Here is a 20,613-nt window from a genome sequence, read left to right on the forward strand (position 1 = left end):
TCAACCGTTCGCTTGATTATCCCATCACAATGAAATGTTTTTTACAATGGTGCGGCCGAATTCCTGACTTCCTTGGTAGGAAGAGAGTCGGTGTCGGAAGGGCATGGGCGTTTGCGTTTCCAACGGCTTTACATGCCATCTTTATAGGGGCTGGCGCGAGAGCTTCCCCATAGAGGAGGCGGGGGCACCCGCGGCCCTGATGGGGAAGCTGATGATGAGCCTGGCGGTCTTTTTAGCTCGCGAAATAGTTCGGCTGGCCGATGTCCGCGATGAGGCCGATCTCTTTCGGGTTCCATCCCAGCCATTGCTGCGTCTTCGCGCCGGACGCCGGCAGGTCGAGGCCGGCGAACATCGCAAGCGGGCCGAAATAGGCGCCAGCTTCTTCCTGCTTTATCGATTTCACAGGCACGTTCAGAGCACGGCCGATCACCTCGATGATTTGGCGCATGGCCACGCCTTCTTCGGCAACGGCATGATAGACCCCGTCCGCGGCGCCTTTCTCCAGCGCGAGCCTGTAGAGACGGGCGACATCCAATCGGTGCGCCGACGGCCAACGCTCGCTGCCCTCGCCGACATAAGCAGCGGCGCCCATCTGACGCGCGATGTCGAGGAGATACGTAATCAAGCCGGCCTTGCCTTCGCCGCCATGCACTTGCGGCAAGCGTATCGCCATCGCGCGCACGCCGCGCGAGGCATAGGCCAGACCGATCTGTTCCGACACGCGCGGAAGATACGCGCTGGCCGCGGGCCGCATGTCTTCGGTGGCCACCTTCCCCGGCGCGGTCAGGCCGGTTCCCGACGTGACGATGAAAGGCTTGTTCGTGCCTTCCAGCACGTCGCCCATCGCCTCGATGGCGCGTTTGTCGATCTGCCCGTTCTCCGCGAATTTCGTGAAGTCGTGGATGAAGGCGAGATGGATCGTGCCGTCGGTCTGCTTCGCGCCCTTGCGCAAGCTGTCGAGATCTTCGAGCGAACCGCGATGCACTTCCGCGCCGGCCGCTTTCAGCGCCGCGGCATTGGCATCGGAGCGGGCGAGGCCCAGCACCTGGTGGCCGTTGGCGATCAATTCCCTGGTCGTGGCGGCGCCGATGAATCCGGCCGCGCCGGTGATGAATACGCGCATGTGAATTCTCCTTGTTGGAACGAAACGATCAGCCGGCGAGCGCTATGCCGCCTTCGATCTGGATGACCTGCCCGGTCAAGAAGGTGTTGCGCATGCAGGTGAGATAGGCCTCGCCCGCCTCATCGGTTCGCCCCGGACGCTTCACCAATTGTTTCTGCGTCGCCGCCATCAGCATGTCGCGATAGCCCGCAGGGAATTTGTCCCACATTTCGGTTTCGATCAGCCCCGGGCACACGCAGTTCACGCGCACCGGCGCCAGGTCGACGGCAAGGCCGAGCGTCAGTCCTTCCACGGCGCAGGCACCGGCCGTCACGACGGGCATGCCCTTCATCGGTCTGTGCGCGAGCATGCCGTTGGTGATGGTGTAGGAACCGCCGGGCGGCAGCCTGGTCGCGCCATGCTTGGCCACGGCGACCGCGCCCCAGAACCGCGTGGTCATTCTTTCCGCCGCCTTCGCCAGATCGAGATCGGCCAGCGCGCCGGGCACAAGGCCCTCCCAATCGCCCGCGGTGAACGCGATGTGATCGAACGCGCCCTGCGCCTCGAAGAATTGCGCGATATTTTTCTCTTCCCGTACGTCGATGACGGCGGATGCAGCGCCGATGGATTTCGCGGCCTCGGCGATCTTCTTGGCATCGCGCGAGGCGATCACGACTTTTGCGCCTTCCAGCGCGGCGCCTTTCGCGACGCCGAACCCGATGCCGGAGCCGCCGCCGATCACCAGCACGCGTTTGTCTTTCAGTGTCATCGCAGACCGCCTTTCAAAATTGCACGCGGGCTTTTTCTGCCGATATGCTATGCTGGTAAAGTAGTGACATCATACCGGTAAGATCGCTAACAGGATGACCATGTCCGCCGCAAAGGACAATTTGCTTGGCACCTACCTGAAAGACCGCCGCGCGAAGCTCGACCCGGCGTCGTTCGGCCTTCCGCTGACGCGGCGGCGGACGCCCGGCCTTCGGCGCGAGGAAGTGGCGCAGCGCGCCAATGTCAGCGCAACCTGGTACACATGGCTGGAGCAGGGACGCGGCGGCGCGCCCTCCGCCGATGTGCTGGACCGCATCTCGCGCGCCATGATGCTGACGGATGCGGAGCGCGAGCATCTGTTTCTGCTCGGTCTGGGGCGCCCGCCCGAAGTCCGCTATCACGCGCCCGACGGCATCACGCCCCGCCTGCAACGCCTGCTCGATACGCTGGAATACAGTCCCGCTTTCATCCGGACGGCGACATGGGACGTGATCGCGTGGAATAAAGCCGCGGCCGCCGTGTTGACCGATTACGGCATGCTGCCGGAAGGGCAACGCAATGTGCTGCGCATGATGTTCCAGGACCCGCGCCTTCGCGCGACGCAGTCCAACTGGCAAGCCGTCGCGCGGTTTGTGGTGGCATCCTTCCGCGCCGATGTGGCGCGCGCCGGCGCGGCGCGGAACGTGCAATCGCTCGTCGACGAGCTGTGCGCGACAAGTCCCGAATTCGCCGCGATGTGGCGCGCCAACGATGTGCAATCCCACGGCGACGGCACAAAGGTCCTGCACCATCCCATCGCCGGGCCGCTCGCGATGGAATTTTCGGCCTTCGCCGTCGACGGCCGGCCCGATCTCAATATGGTGATCTACAATCCCGCAACGCCCGAAGATGTGGACAAGATCAGAACATTGCTCAAATCCCAGCCATGACCTTCCCACTGCGGGGGGATTCGCTATGGGGCAAGTTCGGCAGTACCGCATTTGACGCGGTTGTCGATATCGTTTGCATCCATTGCGAATATGCGTGGCCCTGTGATCAATCCATCGAGAGTTTTGGCAGTTTCAAGCCGAGTGAAGCCCAGAGCGCCGTCATCGCATCTGTCGCCGCATGAGCGCGTGTTTGCCATTTGGGGTGCGCGCTTGATTTGTCATGCACCAGCACCGCCTCCGGGGCGATTTTTTTTGCGTCATCGAGGCCGTAGTGCTCCCGGAACTGCGCTATCACACCCTCGAGCTGCGGCTTGCCGTAGGGGATGATGCGTATTTCGTCACGGTTCCCCAGGAACAACCCGGATGTCGCCATCCGTGCGTAGAAATTGCTCCAGCTCACCTGCACCGCATCGAAATATTCCATCCCGGCAATTTGTTGCATGGAAAATCCGAGCAGCATCAGGTCCGTGATGATCCAGCGCTCGATGGCGCTGCGTGGATGTGTTGCGGGAAACAGGCGATCCGCCGGCAGACCGCCGCTTTTCTCGTAAATTGAAATCGCGGTTGGCAGCGGATTGCGGATGGTGACCAGATAGTCCGAATTGCATTGACCCAGCAGCATTTTAAAACTGCCCGCCCAGTTGACGATCTTGTGCATCTTCTTGGGCGCCAGCCACGTGCCATTGGCCCGAGGTTTTGTTTTTATCTGGTAATACAGATTTGCGATCACCAGAAATTCGGCGGTCTGGAAAATCGCTTCCTGCAAATGATAGTAGGGCCGGTTGCCGTTCCAGTCGTACCAGATCTCGCGCAACTCGGGGAACCCGTCATGCGCCAGCGCTTCGGAGACGCGCGTGTGGTTCAGGTCGAGCGTCTTCAACAATTCCTTTGTCAGATAGCTGCCGCCGCTGCGCGGATATCCGATCACGAAGGCAAAGCGCATATGCTTGAGATAATGGCGCACGAGCGGGTAATTCCCAGCCATGATCGCAACCGCCATATTCAGAAGGTCGCTCACCGCGCGCTGGCTGAGCGGCGTTTGGAACAGCGTCTCGTCAAACGCCGGCAACGGGATGGGGTTGTGCAAGAAATCGGTCGTCTGGTCGGCCCAGTCATAGGAGCCATCCGTCCAGTCGGCGTATTTTTCATTGATCTCGGCCAGCACGCCGAGAAACCATTGCGATGGCTGAAACTTCAGATTGATGTTGAAGTCCAAGGGAAAATCCTGCCGCGCTTAGAACGCTGAACTGATCTGGAACCAGAATTGGTTGCCGCCATTATCGCTGCCCGGCGCGCTGCTCTTGCCCACCCGAAACACATAATCGGCGTTCACGCTGATCCGCCACAACGTATAATCCAATCCGAACCCGACGCCGCTCTCGCTGACGCGGTTCTTGCCCGTAAAGCCGGAATAGACGTTGTGGTTGGTCCATACCGCGCCATTTTGCGCCAGCACCTCGGCGCTGAGCTGCCCGGGCAGATGCGGCACCGGCAGCACATGGGCCAGGTTGGCATTGAACAGATAGCCCTCGTCGCCGCCGCCCGACCCCACCTGGTAGCTCATCACGCCATAAGGCCCGCCGATATAGAATTGCTGCGAGCTGTCCAGATTCTTGTCGGATATCTGGCCGTTCGCGTTGACCGAAAGCACAAAGTCGGCGGGCAGGTTTTGCGAGCGCCCCAGCCGGAGCTGACCGATCAGATAATCGCCCGCGGCCTTCGGCCCGCCGGCGTCGGTGGCTTTTGCCGTATCCGGCGTAATCGTCAGCTGCCCATGTGAGAGCGACGCATTTGCGGTTGTGATGCCGCCCCAGTCATCCTGCAGCGCCCCATTCACGCTCAGCTGCTCGGTCACGATCATCTGCCGGGATAGATCGTGCGTGCTGTGCGTGACTTCCGTCAGCCAATTGCCGATCGTATCGAACCGCACATTGAGCTGCCCGCCCGGTTGCAGGATCAGCGGATAGATGAGGTCTCCGCCCACCTGCATCTCGCGTCCCACCTGCTGCAGGCTCGAGAATTTGCCGCCCAACCGGTACCACACCGCGGACCCATAAGCCCCGGCGCGCAATCCGTTCCAGATATTCGGCGAGACCAGCGTAAAACCGCCGGCCTTGAGGCCGCCGGTCTGCGACACGATGCCATTCGCCGCGACCGAACCGCCATATCCGAACGGGTCGCTCGCGGTGACGGTCGCGTTCGTCAGATAGGTGCCGGTGTAGCGGTTACCGTAATTGCTTTCCGAGAGGTCGGCCGTGAACACCGGCAGATCGTGGCGCTCGATTACCAGCGTGCTGGTTTGCGGCTGCGCACCGGGGATCAGGCTGCCTTTAACCTCCAGGCCGGGCGTCTGGCCGAGCAGCAACAGGCTGCGGTCGAGCGTGGCGGAGGTGATCGGCGCGCCGGGCTGTGCCAGCACCGTGTGCCGCACCACGCTCTCGCGCAGGCGTGACTGCCCGGTGACCTGGATCTGGTCGTATTTCGGCTCGACCACCGCGATCTGCACCACACCGTCGCTGATACTCTGGGGCGGCAGATACGCATAGGCAATCGGATAGCCGCGCGCGTGATATGCCTGCGTTATGAGCGCTGCATAGGTCTGCAACGCGGCGAGGCTCATCGTCTGGCCCCGCGCCGGCGCCAACAGGTCTTCCAACAGCGCCGCGGGCAGCAGATGACTGCCGACGACCACCAGCTGTTTGACCGTGAGCATCACCGTCGAACTGAGAGGCTGCGCGGCGCTGTTGGGCGGCAGCGACAGCACCGGCCCGGGCGGCGCCAGCGTGACCGGCGGTGGCGTGGTCTGCTGCAATACCGAGCCCGCGCTGGGGGGGGCCGCCAGCGCCTGGGGCGCGCGGGCGCACAGAACGGCCAGTCCCGACGCGACCGCCAGCGCGCCGCGCCATTTGAGCCGGCTGCGGGTTTTTATCGGGGATACAAAATCCATTGGCCTGTTTCTTTCCCGGCGTGCGGTAACATCCCGCGCATTGCTATGGCGGCGCGTTGGCGTCTTCAGCGTCCGGCGCATTCACGCCGCCATCCACAATGGAAACTGGCGCGGGCGGCTCGAATGTGGAGGGCGGCAGAAAATTGTTCGGCGGTACGATCTGTCCTTTGCTGATGAACACGAATTGGGCGCCGCTCTTCGGCGTGATCGTCCCCGCGCCGATCGCCGTGACCGGCAGCACGTAATTGCCCAGCAGCGTGCCGCCCGCGGCGACGAAGTCCGCGCCGGTTAGAGAGGCCGTCACGATATCGTTGGTCCCGGCATTGGCCGAGGCATAGCTGCCGGACGTCTGCGAGACGCTGGCTCCCTGGCCGGTGACAAACCCGCTCACGCTGTAGTTCGCCGCCGACAGCGTCGCCTCGGTGGTACCGTCATAGATCTTGGTCGGGTTGCCGACAATGCTCGCGCTTAGCGCCTTCCGGGCAATCGCCCCCGCGCCGCTCGCCGTGGTCGGCAGCACGTAGTTGCTCAGCAGCGTGCCGTTGGCGGCGATGAAGTTCGCACCGGTCAGGGATACCGTCACGATATCGTTGGTCCCGGCATTGGCCGAGGCATAGGTGCCGCTTGCCGGCAGGTTCGTCTCGCTGGCCCCCTGGCCGGCGACAAACCCGCTCACGCTGTAGTTCGCGGCGCTCAGCGTCGCCGCGTCGGTGCCGTCATAGGTCTTGGTCGGATCCCCGATGATGCTCGCGCTCAGCACCTTCTGCGTGATCGTCCCCACGCCGCTCGCCGTGACCGGCAGCACGTAATTGCTCAGCAGCGTGCCGTTGGCGGCGATGAAGTCCGCGCCGGTCAGCGATGCCGTCACGATAACGTTGGTCCCGGCATTGGCCAAGGCATAATTGCCGAAGGTCTGCGACACGCTCGCCCCCTGGCCAGTGACAAACCCGTTTATGCTGTAGTTCGCAGCACTCAGCGTCGCCTCGTCGGTGCCGTCATAGGTCTTGGTCGGATCGCCGATGATGCTCGCGCTCAGCACCTTCTGCGTGATCGTCCCCGCGCCGCTCGCCGTGACCGGCAGCACGTAATTGCTCAACAGCGTACCGTTGGCGGCGATGAAGTTCGCGCCGGTCAGGGATGCCGTCACGATATCGTTGGTCCCGGCATTAGCCGAGGCATAGCTGCCGGAGGTTTGCGACACGCTGGCCCCCTGGCCGGTGACAAACCCGCTCACGCTGTAGTTCGCGGCGCTCAGCGTCGCCTCGTCGGTGCCGTCATAGATCTTGGTCGGATCGCCGACGATGCTGGCGCTCAGCGCCTTGGGCGTGATGGTCCCCGCCCCGTTCACCGTGGTCGGCAGCACGTAGTTGCTCAACAGCGTGCCGTTGACGGCGATAAAGTTCGCACCGGTCAGGGATACCGTCACGATATCGTTGGTCCCGGCATTGGCCGAGGCATAATTGCCGAAGGTCTGCGACACGCTGGCCCCCTGGCCGGTGACAAACCCGCTCACGCTGTAGTTCGCGGCGCTCAGCGTCGCCTCGTCGGTGCCGTTATAGGTCTTGGTCGGATCGCCGACGATGCTCGCGCTCAGAGCCTTCCGGGCAATCGTCCCCACACCGCTCGCCGTGGTCGGCAGCACGTAATTGCTCAACAGCGTGCCGTTGACGGCGATGAAGTTCGCACCCGTCAGGGATGCCGTCACGATATCGTTGGTCCCGGCATTGGCCGAGGCATAGCTGCCCGACGTTTGCGACACGCTGGCTCCCTGGCCGGTGACAAACCCGCTCACGCTGTAGTTCGCGGCGCTCAGCGTCGCCGCGTTGGTGCCGTCATAGGTCTTGGTCGGATCGCCAACGATGCTCGCGCTCAGCGCCTTCCGGGCAATCGTCCCCGCGCCGCTCGCCGTGGTCGGCAGCATATAATTGCTCAACAGCGTGCCGTTGGCGGCGGTGAAGTCCGTGCCCGCCAGCAACGCTGTCACGATGTCGTTGGTCCCAGCATTGGCCGAGGCATAGCTGCCGGAGGTCTGCGACACGCTCGCCCCCTGGCCGGTGATAAACCCGCTCACGCTGTAGTTCGCGGCACTGAGCGTCGCCTCGTCGGTTCCGTCATAGGTCTTGGTCGGATCCCCGATGATGCTCGCGCTCAACGCCTTCCGGGCAATCGTCCCCGCGCCGCTTACCGTGACCGGCAACACGTAATTGCTCAACAGCGTGCCGTTGGCGGCGATGAAGTTCGCGCCCGTCAGAGATGCCGTCACGGTATCGTTGGTCCCGGCATTGGCCGAGGCATAATTGCCGAAGGTCTGCGACACGCTCGCCCCCTGGCCGGTGACAAACCCGCTCACGCTGTAGTTCGCGGCGCTCAGCGTCGCCTCGTCGGTGCCGTCATAGGTCTTGGTCGGGTCGCCGACGATGCTCGCGCTCAGAGCCTTCCGGGCAATCGTTCCCGCACCGCTGGCCGTGGTTGGTAGAACGTAGTTGCTCAACAGCGTGCCGTTGGCGGCGGTGAAGTCCGTGCCCGTCAGCGACGCCGTCACGATATCGTTTGTCCCGGCATTGGCCGAGGCATAGCTGCCGGAGGTCTGCGACACGCTGGCCCCCTGGCCGGTGACAAACCCGCTTATGCTGTAGTTCGCGTCACTCAGCGTCGCCCCGTTGGTGCCGTCATAGGTCTTCGTCGGATCGCCGACGATGCTCGCGGTCAGCGCCTTCGGCGTGATGGTGAGTTGCGCATTCGTGACACTGATCCGATAGCCTTGCTGGTCGGACCACAAATCCGCCCCATAGGTGCCGACGTTCACCGCGGCGATATAGGGCTGGCCGAATATGCTGCCCGAATTGCCGAACAGCGTTCCGCCCGGCGCGTTGCCGGTTCTGGTATCCGTCTCGTTCAGCAGGCCGAGCGTGGAGCCCGCGCCATTATACGTCGCGCTCTGGTTCGATGCTGCGATGGTCAGCGGCGTCAAAAACACATTCAGCAGCGGCGCCGTGTGGCCGTCATAAATCACCCAGACGGGGCTGCTGAAATCAAACCCGGCAAAACTGCTTTGTTGCTGCATCTGGCTGGCGTTCAGCCCGATGGCGCCGGTTGTGGTCCCGCCGCCGATGCCGGTGTTGCCCGAAGTCGCGGTGTCCCAATAGCCATCGGTGACCGTGCCGAGGTAGTTGCTCCCAACCAGCCCGCCGACACGGAAGCTGCCCGTCACGCTGCCGATGGCATAGACATTGCGAACCGTGGCGCCGTTGGAGTTCCACCCGACCAGCCCGCCGACATTGCTCTCTCCCGACACGCTGCCGGTGGCATAGGCGTCGCTGATCGTGCTGCCGTTGATGTTGTACCCAGCCAGCCCGCCGACATTGCTCTCTCCCGACACGCTGCCGGTGGCATAGGCATTGTTGATCGTACCGCCGTCGCTGTTCCCAAGCAGGCCGCCGATACTGTTCGTGCCCGAGACGCTGCCGGTGGCATAGACATTGCTGATCGTGCCGAAATAGTTGGTCCCAACCAGCCCGCCGATATTTTCGCTGCTCGAGACATTGCCGGTGGCATAGGCATCGCTGATCGTGCCGTTGACGTTGACCGCAACCAGCCCGCCGGCACTGTCGATAGAGGCTCTCACGCTGCCGGTGGCATAGACATCGCTGATCGTGCCATTGACGTTGGCCCCAACCAGCCCGCCAACGGCGTCGGAGCCCGACACGCTGCCGGTGGCATAGGCATCGCTGATCGTGCCGCCGGCATTGCTCCCGGCCAGCGCGCCGACATTGAAGTAGCCCGTTACGCTGCCGCCGACGAGGCCGATGTCGCGGATGATGCCTCCGCTGCCCACGACACCGAACAGCCCGACATTGGTGCTGCTGGGTCGGTTGATGTAGAGGCCGCTCAGCGTGTGGCCCAGACCGTCGAACACGCCAGTGAATCGGCTGCCGTTGTTGCCGATCGGGGTGAAGCCCGGGCCGGTGGTCACGCTGTCGACGAGGTTGTTGCCGAGGACGTAGTTGAGGGCGAGACCGGTGCTGTTGATGGCCTGCAATTGCGTCATGGTCTGCACCACGCCGTACTGCGTAGGTGTCGCGCTGCCATCGCTGCCGAGATAGACCTCGCCGCCGACCGTGCCGAAGCTCGCATTGGCCAGAAGATAGGGCGTGGTCCGGTTGTCGCCATTGGCCCACACCGAGCCGTCAAAGCCGCCAGGCAGCGCCGCCGCCAGCGCCGCCGTGCTCAGCCCGGTGACGCCGGTTGTGGCCCCGCCGCCGATGCCATTGCTGGCGATGCCCGAGGTCGTGATGTCCCAATAGCCATCGGTGACCGTGCCGTTGGTATTGTATCCAACCAGACCGCCGACAATGCTGCCGCCCGACACGCTGCCGGTGGCGTAGGCATCGCTGATCGTACCGAAGCGGTTGTACCCAACCAGCCCGCCGACACCATTGTTGCCCGACACGCTGCCGGTGGCATAGGCATCGCCGATCGTGCCGCCATTGGAGTTGACCCCAACCAGACCGCCGACAATGCTGCCGCCCGACACGCTGCCGGTGGCATAGGCATTACTGATCGCGCCGGCACCAATATTGTCCCCGACCAGCCCGCCGACATTGCCGCTGCCCGTCACGTTGCCGGTGGCATAGACATCCCTGATCGTGCCGCCATAGCTGCGCCCAACCAGCCCGCCGACATTGGTGCTGCCCGTCACGCTGCCGGTGGCATAGGCATTGCTGACCGTGCCGCCGAAGTTGCCCCCAACCAGTGCGCCGACATTGTCGGCGCCCGTTATGCTGCCGCCGACGAGGCCGATGTCGCGGACGATGCCGCCGCCGCCGACGACACCGAACAACCCGACATTGTTGTTGCCCGGGGCGTCGATGTAGAGGCCGGCCAGCGTGTGGCCCAGACCGTCGAACACGCCGGTGAATGCGTTGCTGTTTCCGATCGGGGTGAAGCCCGGGCCGGTGGTCACGCTGTCGGTGAGGTTGTTGCCGAGGACGTAGTTGTGAGAGAGACCGGTGCTGTTGATGGCCTGCAACTGCGTCAGGGTCTGCACCACGCCGTATTGCACCGGCGTCGCGCTGCTGTCGCTGCCGAGATAGACCTCGCCGCCGATCGTGTTGAAGCTCGCATTGGCCAGAAGATAGGGCGTCGTCTGGTTGTCGCCATTGGCCCACACCGAGCCGTCGAAGCCCGTGGGCAGCGCCGCCGCCAGCGCCGCCGTTGTCAGCCCGATGGCGCCGGTTGCCGTCCCGCTGCCGACACCGGTGCCGATCGAGGTCGTGATGTCCCAATAGCCGTCGGCGATCGTGCCGAAGTTGTTGCCAACCAGCCCGCCGATCTCGAGGGAGCCCGTCACGCCGCCGGTGGCATAGGCTTCGCCGATCGCGCCGCCGTTGGCCCCAACCAGCCCGCCAACATCGGTGTCGCCCGACACGCTGCCGGTGGCGTACGCATCGCTGACCATGCCGCCGAAATTGGTCCCAACCAACCCGCCCACGTTATAGAAGCCCGTCACGCTGCCGGTGGTATAGGCATCGCTGATCGTACCGAAGTTGCTCCCGACCAGCCCGCCGACATTGACGTTGCCCGTCACGCGGCCGGTGGCATAGGCGTCGCTGATCGTGCCGCCGGCGTTGATCCCAACCAGCCCGCCGATAGCGGAACTGCCCGACACGCTGCCGGTGGCGTAGGCATCGCTGACCGTGCCATTGGAGTTGTACCCAACGAGCTCGCCGACGGCGAAGGAGCCGGTCACGCTGCCGCCGACGAGGCCGATGTCACGGACAACACCACCGCTGCCCACGACACCGAACAACCCGACATAATCGTCGCTTGGTGTGTCGATGTAGAGGCCGCTCAGCGTGTGGCCCAGGCCGTCGAACACGCCGGTGAATGCGTTGCTGTTGCCGATCGGCGTGAAGCCCGGGCCGGTGGTCACGCTGTCGGTGAGGTTGTTGCCGAGGACGTAGTTGAGGGCGAGCCCGGTGCTGTTGATGTCCTGCAACTGCGTCATGGTCTGCACCACGCCGTACTGCACCGGCGTCGCGCTGCCATCGCTGCCGAGATAGACCTCGCCGCCGATCGTGTTGAAGCTCGCATTGGCCAGAAGATAGGGCGTGGTCTGGTTGTCGCCATTGGCCCACACCGAGCCGTCGAAGCCCGCGGGCAGCGCCGCCGCCAGCGCCGCCGTTGTCCGCCCGGTGGCGCCGTTTGTGCTCCCGCCGCCGATGCCGTTGCTGGTGAGGCCCGAGGTCGTGATGTCCCAATAGCCATCGCTGACCGTGCCGTTGTTGGCCCCAACCAGCCCGCCGAAAAATATGCCAGCCGATATGCTGCCGGTGGCATAAACATCGCTGATCGTGCCGCGATAGTTGCTCCCAACCAGCCCGCCGACAAAGGCAGCGCCCGACACCCTGCCGGTGGCATAGGCATCGCCGATCGTGCCGTTGGAGCTGTATCCAACCAGCCCGCCGACATACTCGCTGCCTGTCACACTGCCGGTGGCAAAGGCTTCGCTGATCGTGCCGGTGTCGTTAGACCCAACCAACCCGCCGACATAATAGCTGCCCGATACGCTGCCGGTGGCGTAGGCATCGCGGATCGTGCCGGCGTTGAGCCCAACCAGCCCGCCGACAGTGTTGCGGCCCGTGACGGTGCCGCCGACGAGGCCGATGTCGCGGATAATCCCGCCGCTGCCCACAAAACCGAACAACCCGACATAATCGTCGCTTGGTGTGTCGATGTAGAGGCCGCTCAGCGTGTGGCCCAGGCCGTCGAACACGCCGGTGAACGCGGTGTTGCTGTTGCCGATCGGGGTGAAGCCCGGGCCGGTGGTCACGCTGTCGGTGAGGTTGTTGCCGAGGACGTAGTTGAGGGCGAGACCGGTGCTGTTGATGTCCTGCAATTGCGTCATGGTCTGCACCACGCCGTACTGCACCGGCGTCGCGCTGCCATCGCTGCCGAGATAGACCTCGCCGCCGACCGTGCCGAAGCTTGCATTGGCCAGCAGATAGGGCGTGGTCTGGTTATCGCCATTGGCCCACACCGTGCCGTCAAAGCCCGTGGGCAATGCCGCCGCCAGCGCTGCCGTCGTCAGCCCAGTAGCGCCGGTTGTGCTCCCGCCGCCGATGCCGATGCTGGCGATGCCCGAGGTCGCGGTGTTCCAATAGCCAGCGGTGACCGTGCCGTTGGAGTTGCTGCCAACCAGCCCGCCGACATTGCTGCTGCCCGTCACGCTGCCGGTGGCATAGGCATCGCTGATCGTGCCGTGAGGATTGTTACCAACCAGCCCGCCGATATAACCGCTGCCCGACACGCTACCAGTGGCATAGGCATCGCTGATCGTGCCGGTGTCGTTAGACCCAACCAGCCCGCCGACATCGCTGCTGCCCGACACGCCACCGGTGGCGTAGGCATCGCTGACCGTGCCGTGATGGTTGCTGCCAATCAGCCCGCCGACGTAGCGTCCGCCCGATACGCTGCCGGTGGCGTAGGCATCGCTGATCGTGCCGCGGAGGTTGTCGCCAACCAGGCCGCCGACATTGGTGCCATTGCCCGACACGCTGCCGGTGGCATAGACATTGCTGATCGTGCCGTCATTGTTGCTGCCAACCAGCCCGCCGACATTGTCGCTGCCCGTCACGCTGCCAGTGGCATAGACATCGTTGATCGTGCCGGTGTTGCTGCCAACCAGCCCGCCGACCTCGCTGCGCCCCGACACGCTGCCGGTGGCATAGGCATGGCTGACCGTGCCATTGGTGTTGTGCCCAACCAGCCCGCCGACGTGGCCGATGCCCGTCACGCTGCCAGTGGCATAGACATCGTTGATCGTGCCGGCGTTGGTGCCAACCAGCCCGCCGGCGGTGAAAACGCCCGTCACCCGGCCGGTGGCATAGGCATTGCTGATCGTGCCGCTGTTCCACCCAGCTAGCCCGCCGACAGTGTCGCCGCCCGTGACGCTGCCGCCGACGAGGCCGATGTTGCGGACAACGCCGCCGTGGCCCACAGTATCGAACAGCCCGACATAGCTGTTGCTCGGGGTGTTGATGTAGAGGCCGCTCAGCGTGTGGCCCAGACCGTCGAACACACCGGTGAATGCACTGCCGCTGGCGATCGGGGTGAAGCCCGGGCCGGTGGTCACGCTGTCGACGAGGTTGTTGCCGAGGACGTAATTGCCGCTCAGGCCCGTGCTGTTGATGGCCTGCAACTGCGTCATGGTATCGATGACCGTGTAGGTCACCGCGGCGCCGGACGAGCCGAGCTTGGTCTGGAAGCCGGCATTGCTGGAGAGGTTGACCGGCGCGGCGATGCTGTAGCTGGCGCCGGTGCCGGCCGCGCTGCTCTGCCCGTAGAAAAATTGCAGTGTGGGCGTCGAGCCGGTGGCGCTGATCGCGGCGTTCACCGCGATATTCCCCGCCGCGTTCAATTGCAGCGTGGCCGATGTGTTCCAACTGATCGGCGCATCGACCGCGATATCGCCGTTGGAGCTGCCGCCCGCGCCCGTGGTGATGGTGACGCCGGTGCCCGCATTCAGCGCCGTGTCGATGCTGCTATTGAGAATCACCGAGGCCGTGGTGGGCGTGTAATTGCTGGAAAACGCCGTGCCGGAGTTGTTGTTGCTGGCGATCGTCACATTGTACGGATCCAGCAGCCATGAGCCCGCCCGCCCGGCCGGGGCGGAGGCGTTCACCGCCGCGCCCGTCACATCGAGCGTATGACCGGAGGTTTCCACGAACCCGCCATCGCCGCCGCCCGGTCCGCCCTGGGCCAGGAAGGTGCCTTGGGCCCGGGTGACCGAATCCGGATTCCCAACCGCCGACCAGACACTGATCTTTCCGCCATCGCCTTTGACTGTGGCGCTGGCGTCCAGCACGGCGCCCTTGTCCACTGTGGTGGTGACCGCCTGCGGCAATGGACCGGCGCCATGCACGCCACCGCCCACCGCGATGGTGCCGCCGCCGACCGAGCCCGTGGCGATGATCCGCGTGCCCTGTTGGAGCACCACATGCGGGCCGGAAACCTGCACCGTTCCGCCGACACCGCTGTCCGAGCTCGCATCCAGCGTGCCGCTGTTCACCGTGCTGCCGGAATCGCCGCCGAGCAGCTGGATGACGCCGCCCTGCTGACGAACTCCCTGGGCCTGGACGACGCCGCTGTTGTTCACGACGGTTTGCAGCAAGGCGTCCCTGGCCTGCGCCGAAAGGATCACCGTGCCATTGGGCGCGACGATCGCGCCGCCGTTCTTCACCGCCGCTCTCAGCGCCGCGGAGCTCACCTGGAAATGCGCCAGGCTATTGCCGGCGAAACTGAGATCGACCGTGCCGCCCGCGCCCAGCGCGGTGGTACCGCCCGGCGTGCTGATCCGCCCTTCATTATCGACCGTCGCGCCGATGAACGCGACGTAGCCGCCGGGCGCCGCCGTGATGCTGCCCTTGTTCACCACTCCATTGGGGCTGCTGCCGGTGAAATGGTCGTTTCCGGCATTAAAATCCTGGTCGGAGATATTGTGCGTGGACACCACCAGCCCGCCGACGCTCACCTGCGCGCCGGGGGCGAAATAGACCCCGTTCGGATTGACCAGGAACACCTGGCCGTTGGCGTTGATATGGCCATAGATCGCGCTGGAATCGGTGCCCAGCACGCGGTTCAGCACCACGGCGCTGGCGCCCGGCTGGCGGAAGTTCACTGTCTGGCCGGCGCCGACACCAAAGCCCTGCCAGTTGATGATGGCGTTCTGGCTGGATTGGTTGACGTTGAGCGTGTCGGCGTTTGGCTGCTGCAGGCTTGCTTGCCCGCTGACCACCTGCCCGCCGACCGGCAAAGCGGCCGCGTGGAGCGGAAGCAGAATCAATCCAAGCGGAATGGCCCCCGCCGCCACCTTCCGCGCCCGCGCCGCCAGCTTGCGCCGCACCCGGCGCGGCAGGCGCCCACGGCCCAGCGCGGTGGCCGATTCCGGAACCGGAATCAGCATGCCCAAGGCGCGGTTCCAAATGAGCTTGTAGACCTTATTCACCCCAGCCCCCGACGGTGACGGTGTCGTTATCAATCATCTGGATACGGGTGCCGCCCGTCGGGGTGTTGCCGGTTGTCGCGCCATCAGCGCGACAAGCAATCGTGCCGCCGCCGACCGGCAACACATCGGCATGAGCCCCGATCCACAGGCCGAACGTATTGGCGGCCACGCCGGCCAAACCCAAAGCAACGCGGATGAGATCGTTCATTTGTACTTCCCCCAAGGGACTATGTGTCCCTGCTCACCGGGGGGACCCTGCTCACCAAGCCAAACTGCCCAAATCGCGGCAGCCCCAATAACGAAGTCGATCAAGCGCACGCCCTGCCACCGCCGCGGACACGCCGAGCAGGCAGCAAGAAACCAGCCTCCGTGCGGGAGGCGCCGATACTTCCGCGATGATGGAAAGCCCCTGCAGCAGCTTCCTAGTGGCGATTTATTTCCACCAATCTCCGGGGGGCGCTAGATGGCACAATTTGATCCCGCATGATTTTTTGCGACAGCCCAGATCGTGTGTCCGTGTGACAATGCGCGTCTAAGTCATTCGCCGAAGAGTTCGACATTTCGCTGAAATTTTATATTGTGGCGTTCTTTGGTCGACATTTGACACCGTGCCACGATGATTCCGGTTGAACACAGCAAGGGCATTTCGCCCGACTCGCCGCTTCGCGACTGGGTCGCGCTCGAGGAAAGCGGCGATATTCCTGAAGCGACCTTCAAGCGGCTCGCGGAACATCCGCTCTACGACACTATCGTCCGCGAATTCATGCAAGGTTCGATGGTGCTGGCCGCGGCCGACAGCCGCATCGACGACATATTCAAGGACATGGGCCGCTATGGCGCCGCCGTCTGGGCGGTCTATTTGCACTTCACCGGCGGACTGACCCTGCCGCGCCTCAAGGAGATCTGCGCACGGTCGGGCGTTCTCAGCCCCGGCCGCGCCCGCGCGCTTCTCATTTATCTACAATTGCTGGGCTATGTGAAAAAGATGCCGAAAACGGAGCCCGGCCCAGCGCGATACGCGCCCAGCGATGCGTTGCTCCATGCGCTCAAGGAACACGCACGCCTCGGCCTCACCGCAATGGCCGCTGTCGAGCCGGTCTTCCAGGTCGTCCTCGATCATTTCGACACGCCCGCCGTTTTCCAAACCTATATCGTGAAATTCGGCGAAGGCGCGTTCAAATCGGTCGTGGCGATAGATAGCAACCGGCCCATCTGGCCGGTCTTTCTCATGCGGAACGCCGGAATGCAGTTGCTGTATTGCCTTCTTCTGGCGGAGGCCGACGCGCGAGATAGAAAAGATCCGCCGGCGAGACCCAGGATCTCCATCGCCTCGTTGGCGCGCCAGCTGAACGTGGCGCGTTCACACGTGCTGCACGTTTTGCGCCTCGCGGAGAAGGACAAACTGCTAAGCCGGACCGAAAGCGGCGAAATCATACTGTCGGATGATTTTCGCCGCACAGCCGGCCGCGCGCTGCAACTTCAATTGCTCGGCTGCGCCTTCAGCGGTGCTTACGCCTATGAATACATATCCGCCAGCGGGCTCCTGCCATCCTCGTAGGAAGGCCAAAGCCTCACATGGTCAAGCGGAGACGGACGCCGCTTGAAGGCTTGAGTCAGCCACAGACGCGTATGCTTGGCGTCCGACCAAGTCGCAAGGCCCAAATTCAGGCACTATTGCGCGGCTTTTAGAACTGAGTTCACTGAGAGCGAGTTCGACGGAGTGAGAGCAGTCGGAACAAGGTGGCCGGCTTGGCACCCGCCATAGCCCCAGCCGAACACCGTCTGGAACGATCATCTGTCTGGGGTAATTCGGATGTGTGAAAAGCTGCGTGCCACTTGCGTGTCACGCCTCTCGCGTTAACTTTCAAAATCCAAGGGAGATGCTGGTGGGCCCGGCAGGACTCGAACCTGCGACCAGACCGTTATGAGCGGTCAGCTCTAACCACCTGAGCTACAGGCCCCGGCGAGCCCCATAGCAGGAAAAATCCCGCGCCGAAACCAGCCGCCTCGCGGCTTTGTGTAGGAGCGCCTATGATCGGTCGCCGGGTTGCCACGGTTTTGCCGCGCGGGCCGCAAACCCTCGGCGCTCCCCTCTGAAAGGACAAGACGAGATGAGATTTCCAGGATTTGCCGGGCTTGCCTTCGGCGCCGCCCTCGCCCTGCTCATGGCCGCGACCTCCGCCGATGCCGCGGACGTTTCGCGCACCATCTCGGTCAACGGCCAGGGCGAGGCGCGCGGCGTTCCCGACCAGGCCGAATTGAGCGCGGGCGTCGCCACCGTGGACGCCACGGCCGACGCCGCGCTGGCGGCCAACGCCCGCAAGATGACGGCGGTGTTCGATGCGCTGAAGCGGCTGGGCGTGCCCGAACGCGCGATCCAGACCTCCAACTTCTCGGTCCAGCCGCAATATGCGCAGGCCACCGGCAACGGCCCCGAGCGCATCACCGGCTATCAGGTGTCCAACCAGGTCGACGTGACGCTCGACGATACGAAGAAGCTGGGCCCGGCGCTGGATGCGCTGGTCGGCGCGGGGGCGAACCAGATCAATTCGGTCGGCTTCGACATTCGCGACCCCGGCGCACTGCAGACGGCGGCGCGCGAGGCGGCCATCGGCGATGCGCTGAAGCGGGCCAAGACCTACGCCGAAGCGGCCGACGCGGAGGTTGGTACTGTCATCTCGATCCAGGAGAACGGCACGGAGGCACCGCGACCGATGTTTCGCGCGATGGCGGTTTCGAGAGCGGGCGGAGCACCGACACCCACCGCGGCCGGCGAGTTGGGCGTGACAGTCAACGTGACGGTGGTGTTCGAACTGAAGTGACCGGCGCGACGGGCCGGACGCGCCGTCATGGCCGCTTCGCCTCGATCGTGTCGATCTGATCCATCGTGCGGTTCATGCGCGCGAGCAGCGCCTCATAGGGCGCCGGCGTCGCCATGTCGAGGCCCGCCTTCTTGTAGATGTTGTAGGGATAGTCCGAGCCGCCGGCCTTCAGGAGCGCGATGAAGCGGTCCTGCGCCGGCTTGCCTTCATGCTCGATCGCATCGGCGAAGCTCGCGGCGCCGGCCATCGACGTGGCGTACTGCCAGACATAGAAGCCGTAATAGAAGTGCGGGATGAATTCCCACTCCGTGCAATAGGCCGGGTCGATCTTCATGACGCCTTGTGCGTCGCCGTGATATTTCTTGAGCAGGCCACAATAGATTTCCGACATGCGCGTGCCGGACAAAGCACGGCCGGCCTCGACCTCCTCGTGCAGCGCGAGCTGGAATTCGGCGAACATGGTCTGGCGGAAGAAGGTGGCGCGTTCCAGCTCCAGCGCCTCGCCGAGATAGTAGAGCTTTTCCGCGTCGGTCCTCGCATGAGCGACCATGTAGTCGCTGAGCAGCATCTCGTTGGTGATCGAGGCAGTCTCGGCCGTGAAGGTCGAATAGTTCGAATTCTCGAAGGGCTGGGTGTCGTGCGTCAGCAGCGTATGGACCGCATGGCCCCATTCGTGGACGAAGGTCGACAACGCCTCGTAATCGTAATTGTGATTGAAGTGCAGATAGGGATGCACGTCATAGGCCGAGCCCTGCATATAGGCGCCGCCGGCCTTGCCGGGACGCGGCAGCACGTCCATCCAGCGGCCCGCGAAACCCTTCTTCAGCTCGGCGACATATTCGGGACCATATTCAGAGGTCACGTCGAGCGCGATGTGTTCGGAATCCGCGACGGTGAAGTGCTGCGGCTGGCCGAGTTTGAACATCGAGGGATAGATGTCGTAATAGGCAAGCTCGTCCTTGATGCCGAGCAGCTTCCTGCGCAGCTTCAGATAGCGATACATCGTCGGCAGCCCGGCATTGGCCTGCGCCACCAATTGGCGGTAGACCGCTTCGGGCATATCGTCGGCGAAGACGGCGGCGGCCAGCGAATTGGGATAGTGCCGCACCTTGGCGTTGAACACTTCGCCCATCACCTGCGTCGTCAGCGTCGCGCCCAGCGTGCCTTCGTACTTCTTCCACATGCCCCAGAACGCATCGAATACACGCTTGCGGTCGGCGCGGACCGGCGACTGGCGGTATTTCGAATAGCTGCCCTGGTCGATGGTCGCGGTGCTGCCGTCCGACAGCTTCACGGAGGGAAACGGCACCTCGGCATTGGCGAGCACGCTGTAGATCGCGGCGGGCTGGGAGAGCACGTCGCCGGCCGAAGCGAGCACCGATTCCGACTCGCCCGACAGCGTATGCGGCGCCTGGCGCAGGACATTGTCGAGATAGAAGCCGAAGCGGCGGGCAAGTTCGGGCTCGGCGGCTTCGAAAGCGTGCGCCTTGTCGGCGCCGAGGCCGAGGATTTCGGGCGTCACCCAGGCCGTCTTCTCATTATAGAGCGTGCTCAAAGAGGCGGCGAGCTGCTGCCGCTCCTGGTTGGCGGCAACGCGGACGTCCTCGTCGGCTTTGAGGCCGGCATAGGCCGTAAGCCGCGCGCCGGCGCGCTGGGCGTCGCTGAAGGCGGTCAGCGCCGCCAGCATGTCTTTCGCGCTCTTGCCGAGCGTGCCTTTGTATTTGCCGAAGCCCTCCGTCGCGGTCTTCACGCGATCACGTTCCGCGGTCCAGGCTTCCGCCGAGGGATAGAGGTCGGATAAGTCCCACATGTAAGCAGGGTCGATGGGCGCCGGCGCCAGTTTCGCCGCGGGTTTGGCGACCGCCAGCACGCCGCCAAGAACGGCGACCGCCAGGAACAGCGCTGCAAACCGTATCGTTTTCATGGGATTCTCTGTGCAACCGGCTCGATTTCCCTAGCACATCGCGCGGGCATATCCAGCAGCCACACGCAGGCGTGAAGACGGGCGGTTGCCCGGACCGGCCCACTTGTTAGGATGG

Annotated in this window: 10 protein-coding genes and 1 tRNA gene; 3 read left to right on the forward strand and 8 right to left on the reverse strand. The window is 64.0% G+C overall.

Annotation, left to right across the window (positions count from 1 at the left end; all coding sequences use genetic code 11):
* Positions 1–232: 232 nt before the first annotated feature.
* Together WDM86_07280 and WDM86_07285 are read right to left on the reverse strand one after the other, a co-directional pair.
* Positions 233–1,123 carry an SDR family oxidoreductase gene (locus WDM86_07280; protein ID MEI9989826.1) on the reverse strand — a complete coding sequence of 297 codons (891 nt, stop codon included), beginning with the start codon at positions 1,121–1,123 and terminating at the stop codon, positions 233–235.
* A 28-nt stretch (positions 1,124–1,151) separates the two neighbouring features.
* The gene (locus WDM86_07285) at positions 1,152–1,871 is read right to left on the reverse strand and encodes an SDR family oxidoreductase (GenBank protein MEI9989827.1); all 720 of its coding nucleotides are present in this window, start codon (positions 1,869–1,871) and stop codon (positions 1,152–1,154) included.
* A 100-nt stretch (positions 1,872–1,971) separates the two neighbouring features.
* Here WDM86_07285 and WDM86_07290 point away from each other — a divergent pair, with 100 nt between their 5' ends.
* On the forward strand, positions 1,972–2,799 hold the full coding sequence (locus WDM86_07290) for a helix-turn-helix transcriptional regulator (GenBank protein ID MEI9989828.1): 828 nt from the start codon (positions 1,972–1,974) through the stop codon (positions 2,797–2,799).
* A 106-nt stretch (positions 2,800–2,905) separates the two neighbouring features.
* Here the strand turns inward: WDM86_07290 and WDM86_07295 are convergent, their stop codons facing one another.
* The 4 genes from WDM86_07295 to WDM86_07310 are packed head-to-tail and all read right to left on the reverse strand — an operon-like array spanning position 2,906 to position 15,960.
* Positions 2,906–4,015, reverse strand: coding sequence for a hypothetical protein (locus WDM86_07295; GenBank protein ID MEI9989829.1), 1,110 nt, complete (start codon positions 4,013–4,015; stop codon positions 2,906–2,908).
* Between the two features lie 18 nt (positions 4,016–4,033).
* Positions 4,034–5,827, reverse strand: a complete 1,794-nt coding sequence (locus WDM86_07300) for a POTRA domain-containing protein (GenBank protein MEI9989830.1) — start codon at positions 5,825–5,827, stop codon at positions 4,034–4,036.
* Positions 5,790–15,752 (reverse strand): GLUG motif-containing protein, encoded by a 9,963-nt coding sequence (locus WDM86_07305; protein MEI9989831.1) that lies wholly within the window; start codon positions 15,750–15,752, stop codon positions 5,790–5,792. Before WDM86_07305 ends, WDM86_07300 begins: the two co-directional genes overlap by 38 nt.
* Positions 15,745–15,960, reverse strand: coding sequence for a hypothetical protein (locus WDM86_07310; protein ID MEI9989832.1), 216 nt, complete (start codon positions 15,958–15,960; stop codon positions 15,745–15,747). Before WDM86_07310 ends, WDM86_07305 begins: the two co-directional genes overlap by 8 nt.
* 408 nt (positions 15,961–16,368) lie before the next feature.
* On the opposite strand from WDM86_07310, the gene WDM86_07315 reads away from it, so the two are divergent.
* Positions 16,369–17,310 (forward strand): hypothetical protein, encoded by a 942-nt coding sequence (locus WDM86_07315; GenBank protein MEI9989833.1) that lies wholly within the window; start codon positions 16,369–16,371, stop codon positions 17,308–17,310.
* A 326-nt stretch (positions 17,311–17,636) separates the two neighbouring features.
* Here the strand turns inward: WDM86_07315 and WDM86_07320 are convergent.
* Positions 17,637–17,713: transfer RNA gene (locus WDM86_07320), tRNA-Ile, on the reverse strand.
* Between the two features lie 150 nt (positions 17,714–17,863).
* Here WDM86_07320 and WDM86_07325 point away from each other — a divergent pair.
* A complete protein-coding gene (locus tag WDM86_07325; GenBank protein MEI9989834.1) occupies positions 17,864–18,574 on the forward strand; it encodes an SIMPL domain-containing protein in 711 nt (236 codons plus the stop codon).
* Between the two features lie 25 nt (positions 18,575–18,599).
* Here the strand turns inward: WDM86_07325 and WDM86_07330 are convergent, their stop codons facing one another.
* A complete protein-coding gene (locus tag WDM86_07330) occupies positions 18,600–20,498 on the reverse strand; it encodes a M3 family oligoendopeptidase (GenBank protein ID MEI9989835.1) in 1,899 nt (632 codons plus the stop codon).
* Between the last annotated feature and the right edge of the window lie 115 nt (positions 20,499–20,613).

It is taken from the genome of Rhizomicrobium sp. (assembly GCA_037200045.1).
Classification (GTDB): Bacteria; Pseudomonadota; Alphaproteobacteria; order Micropepsales; family Micropepsaceae; genus Rhizomicrobium.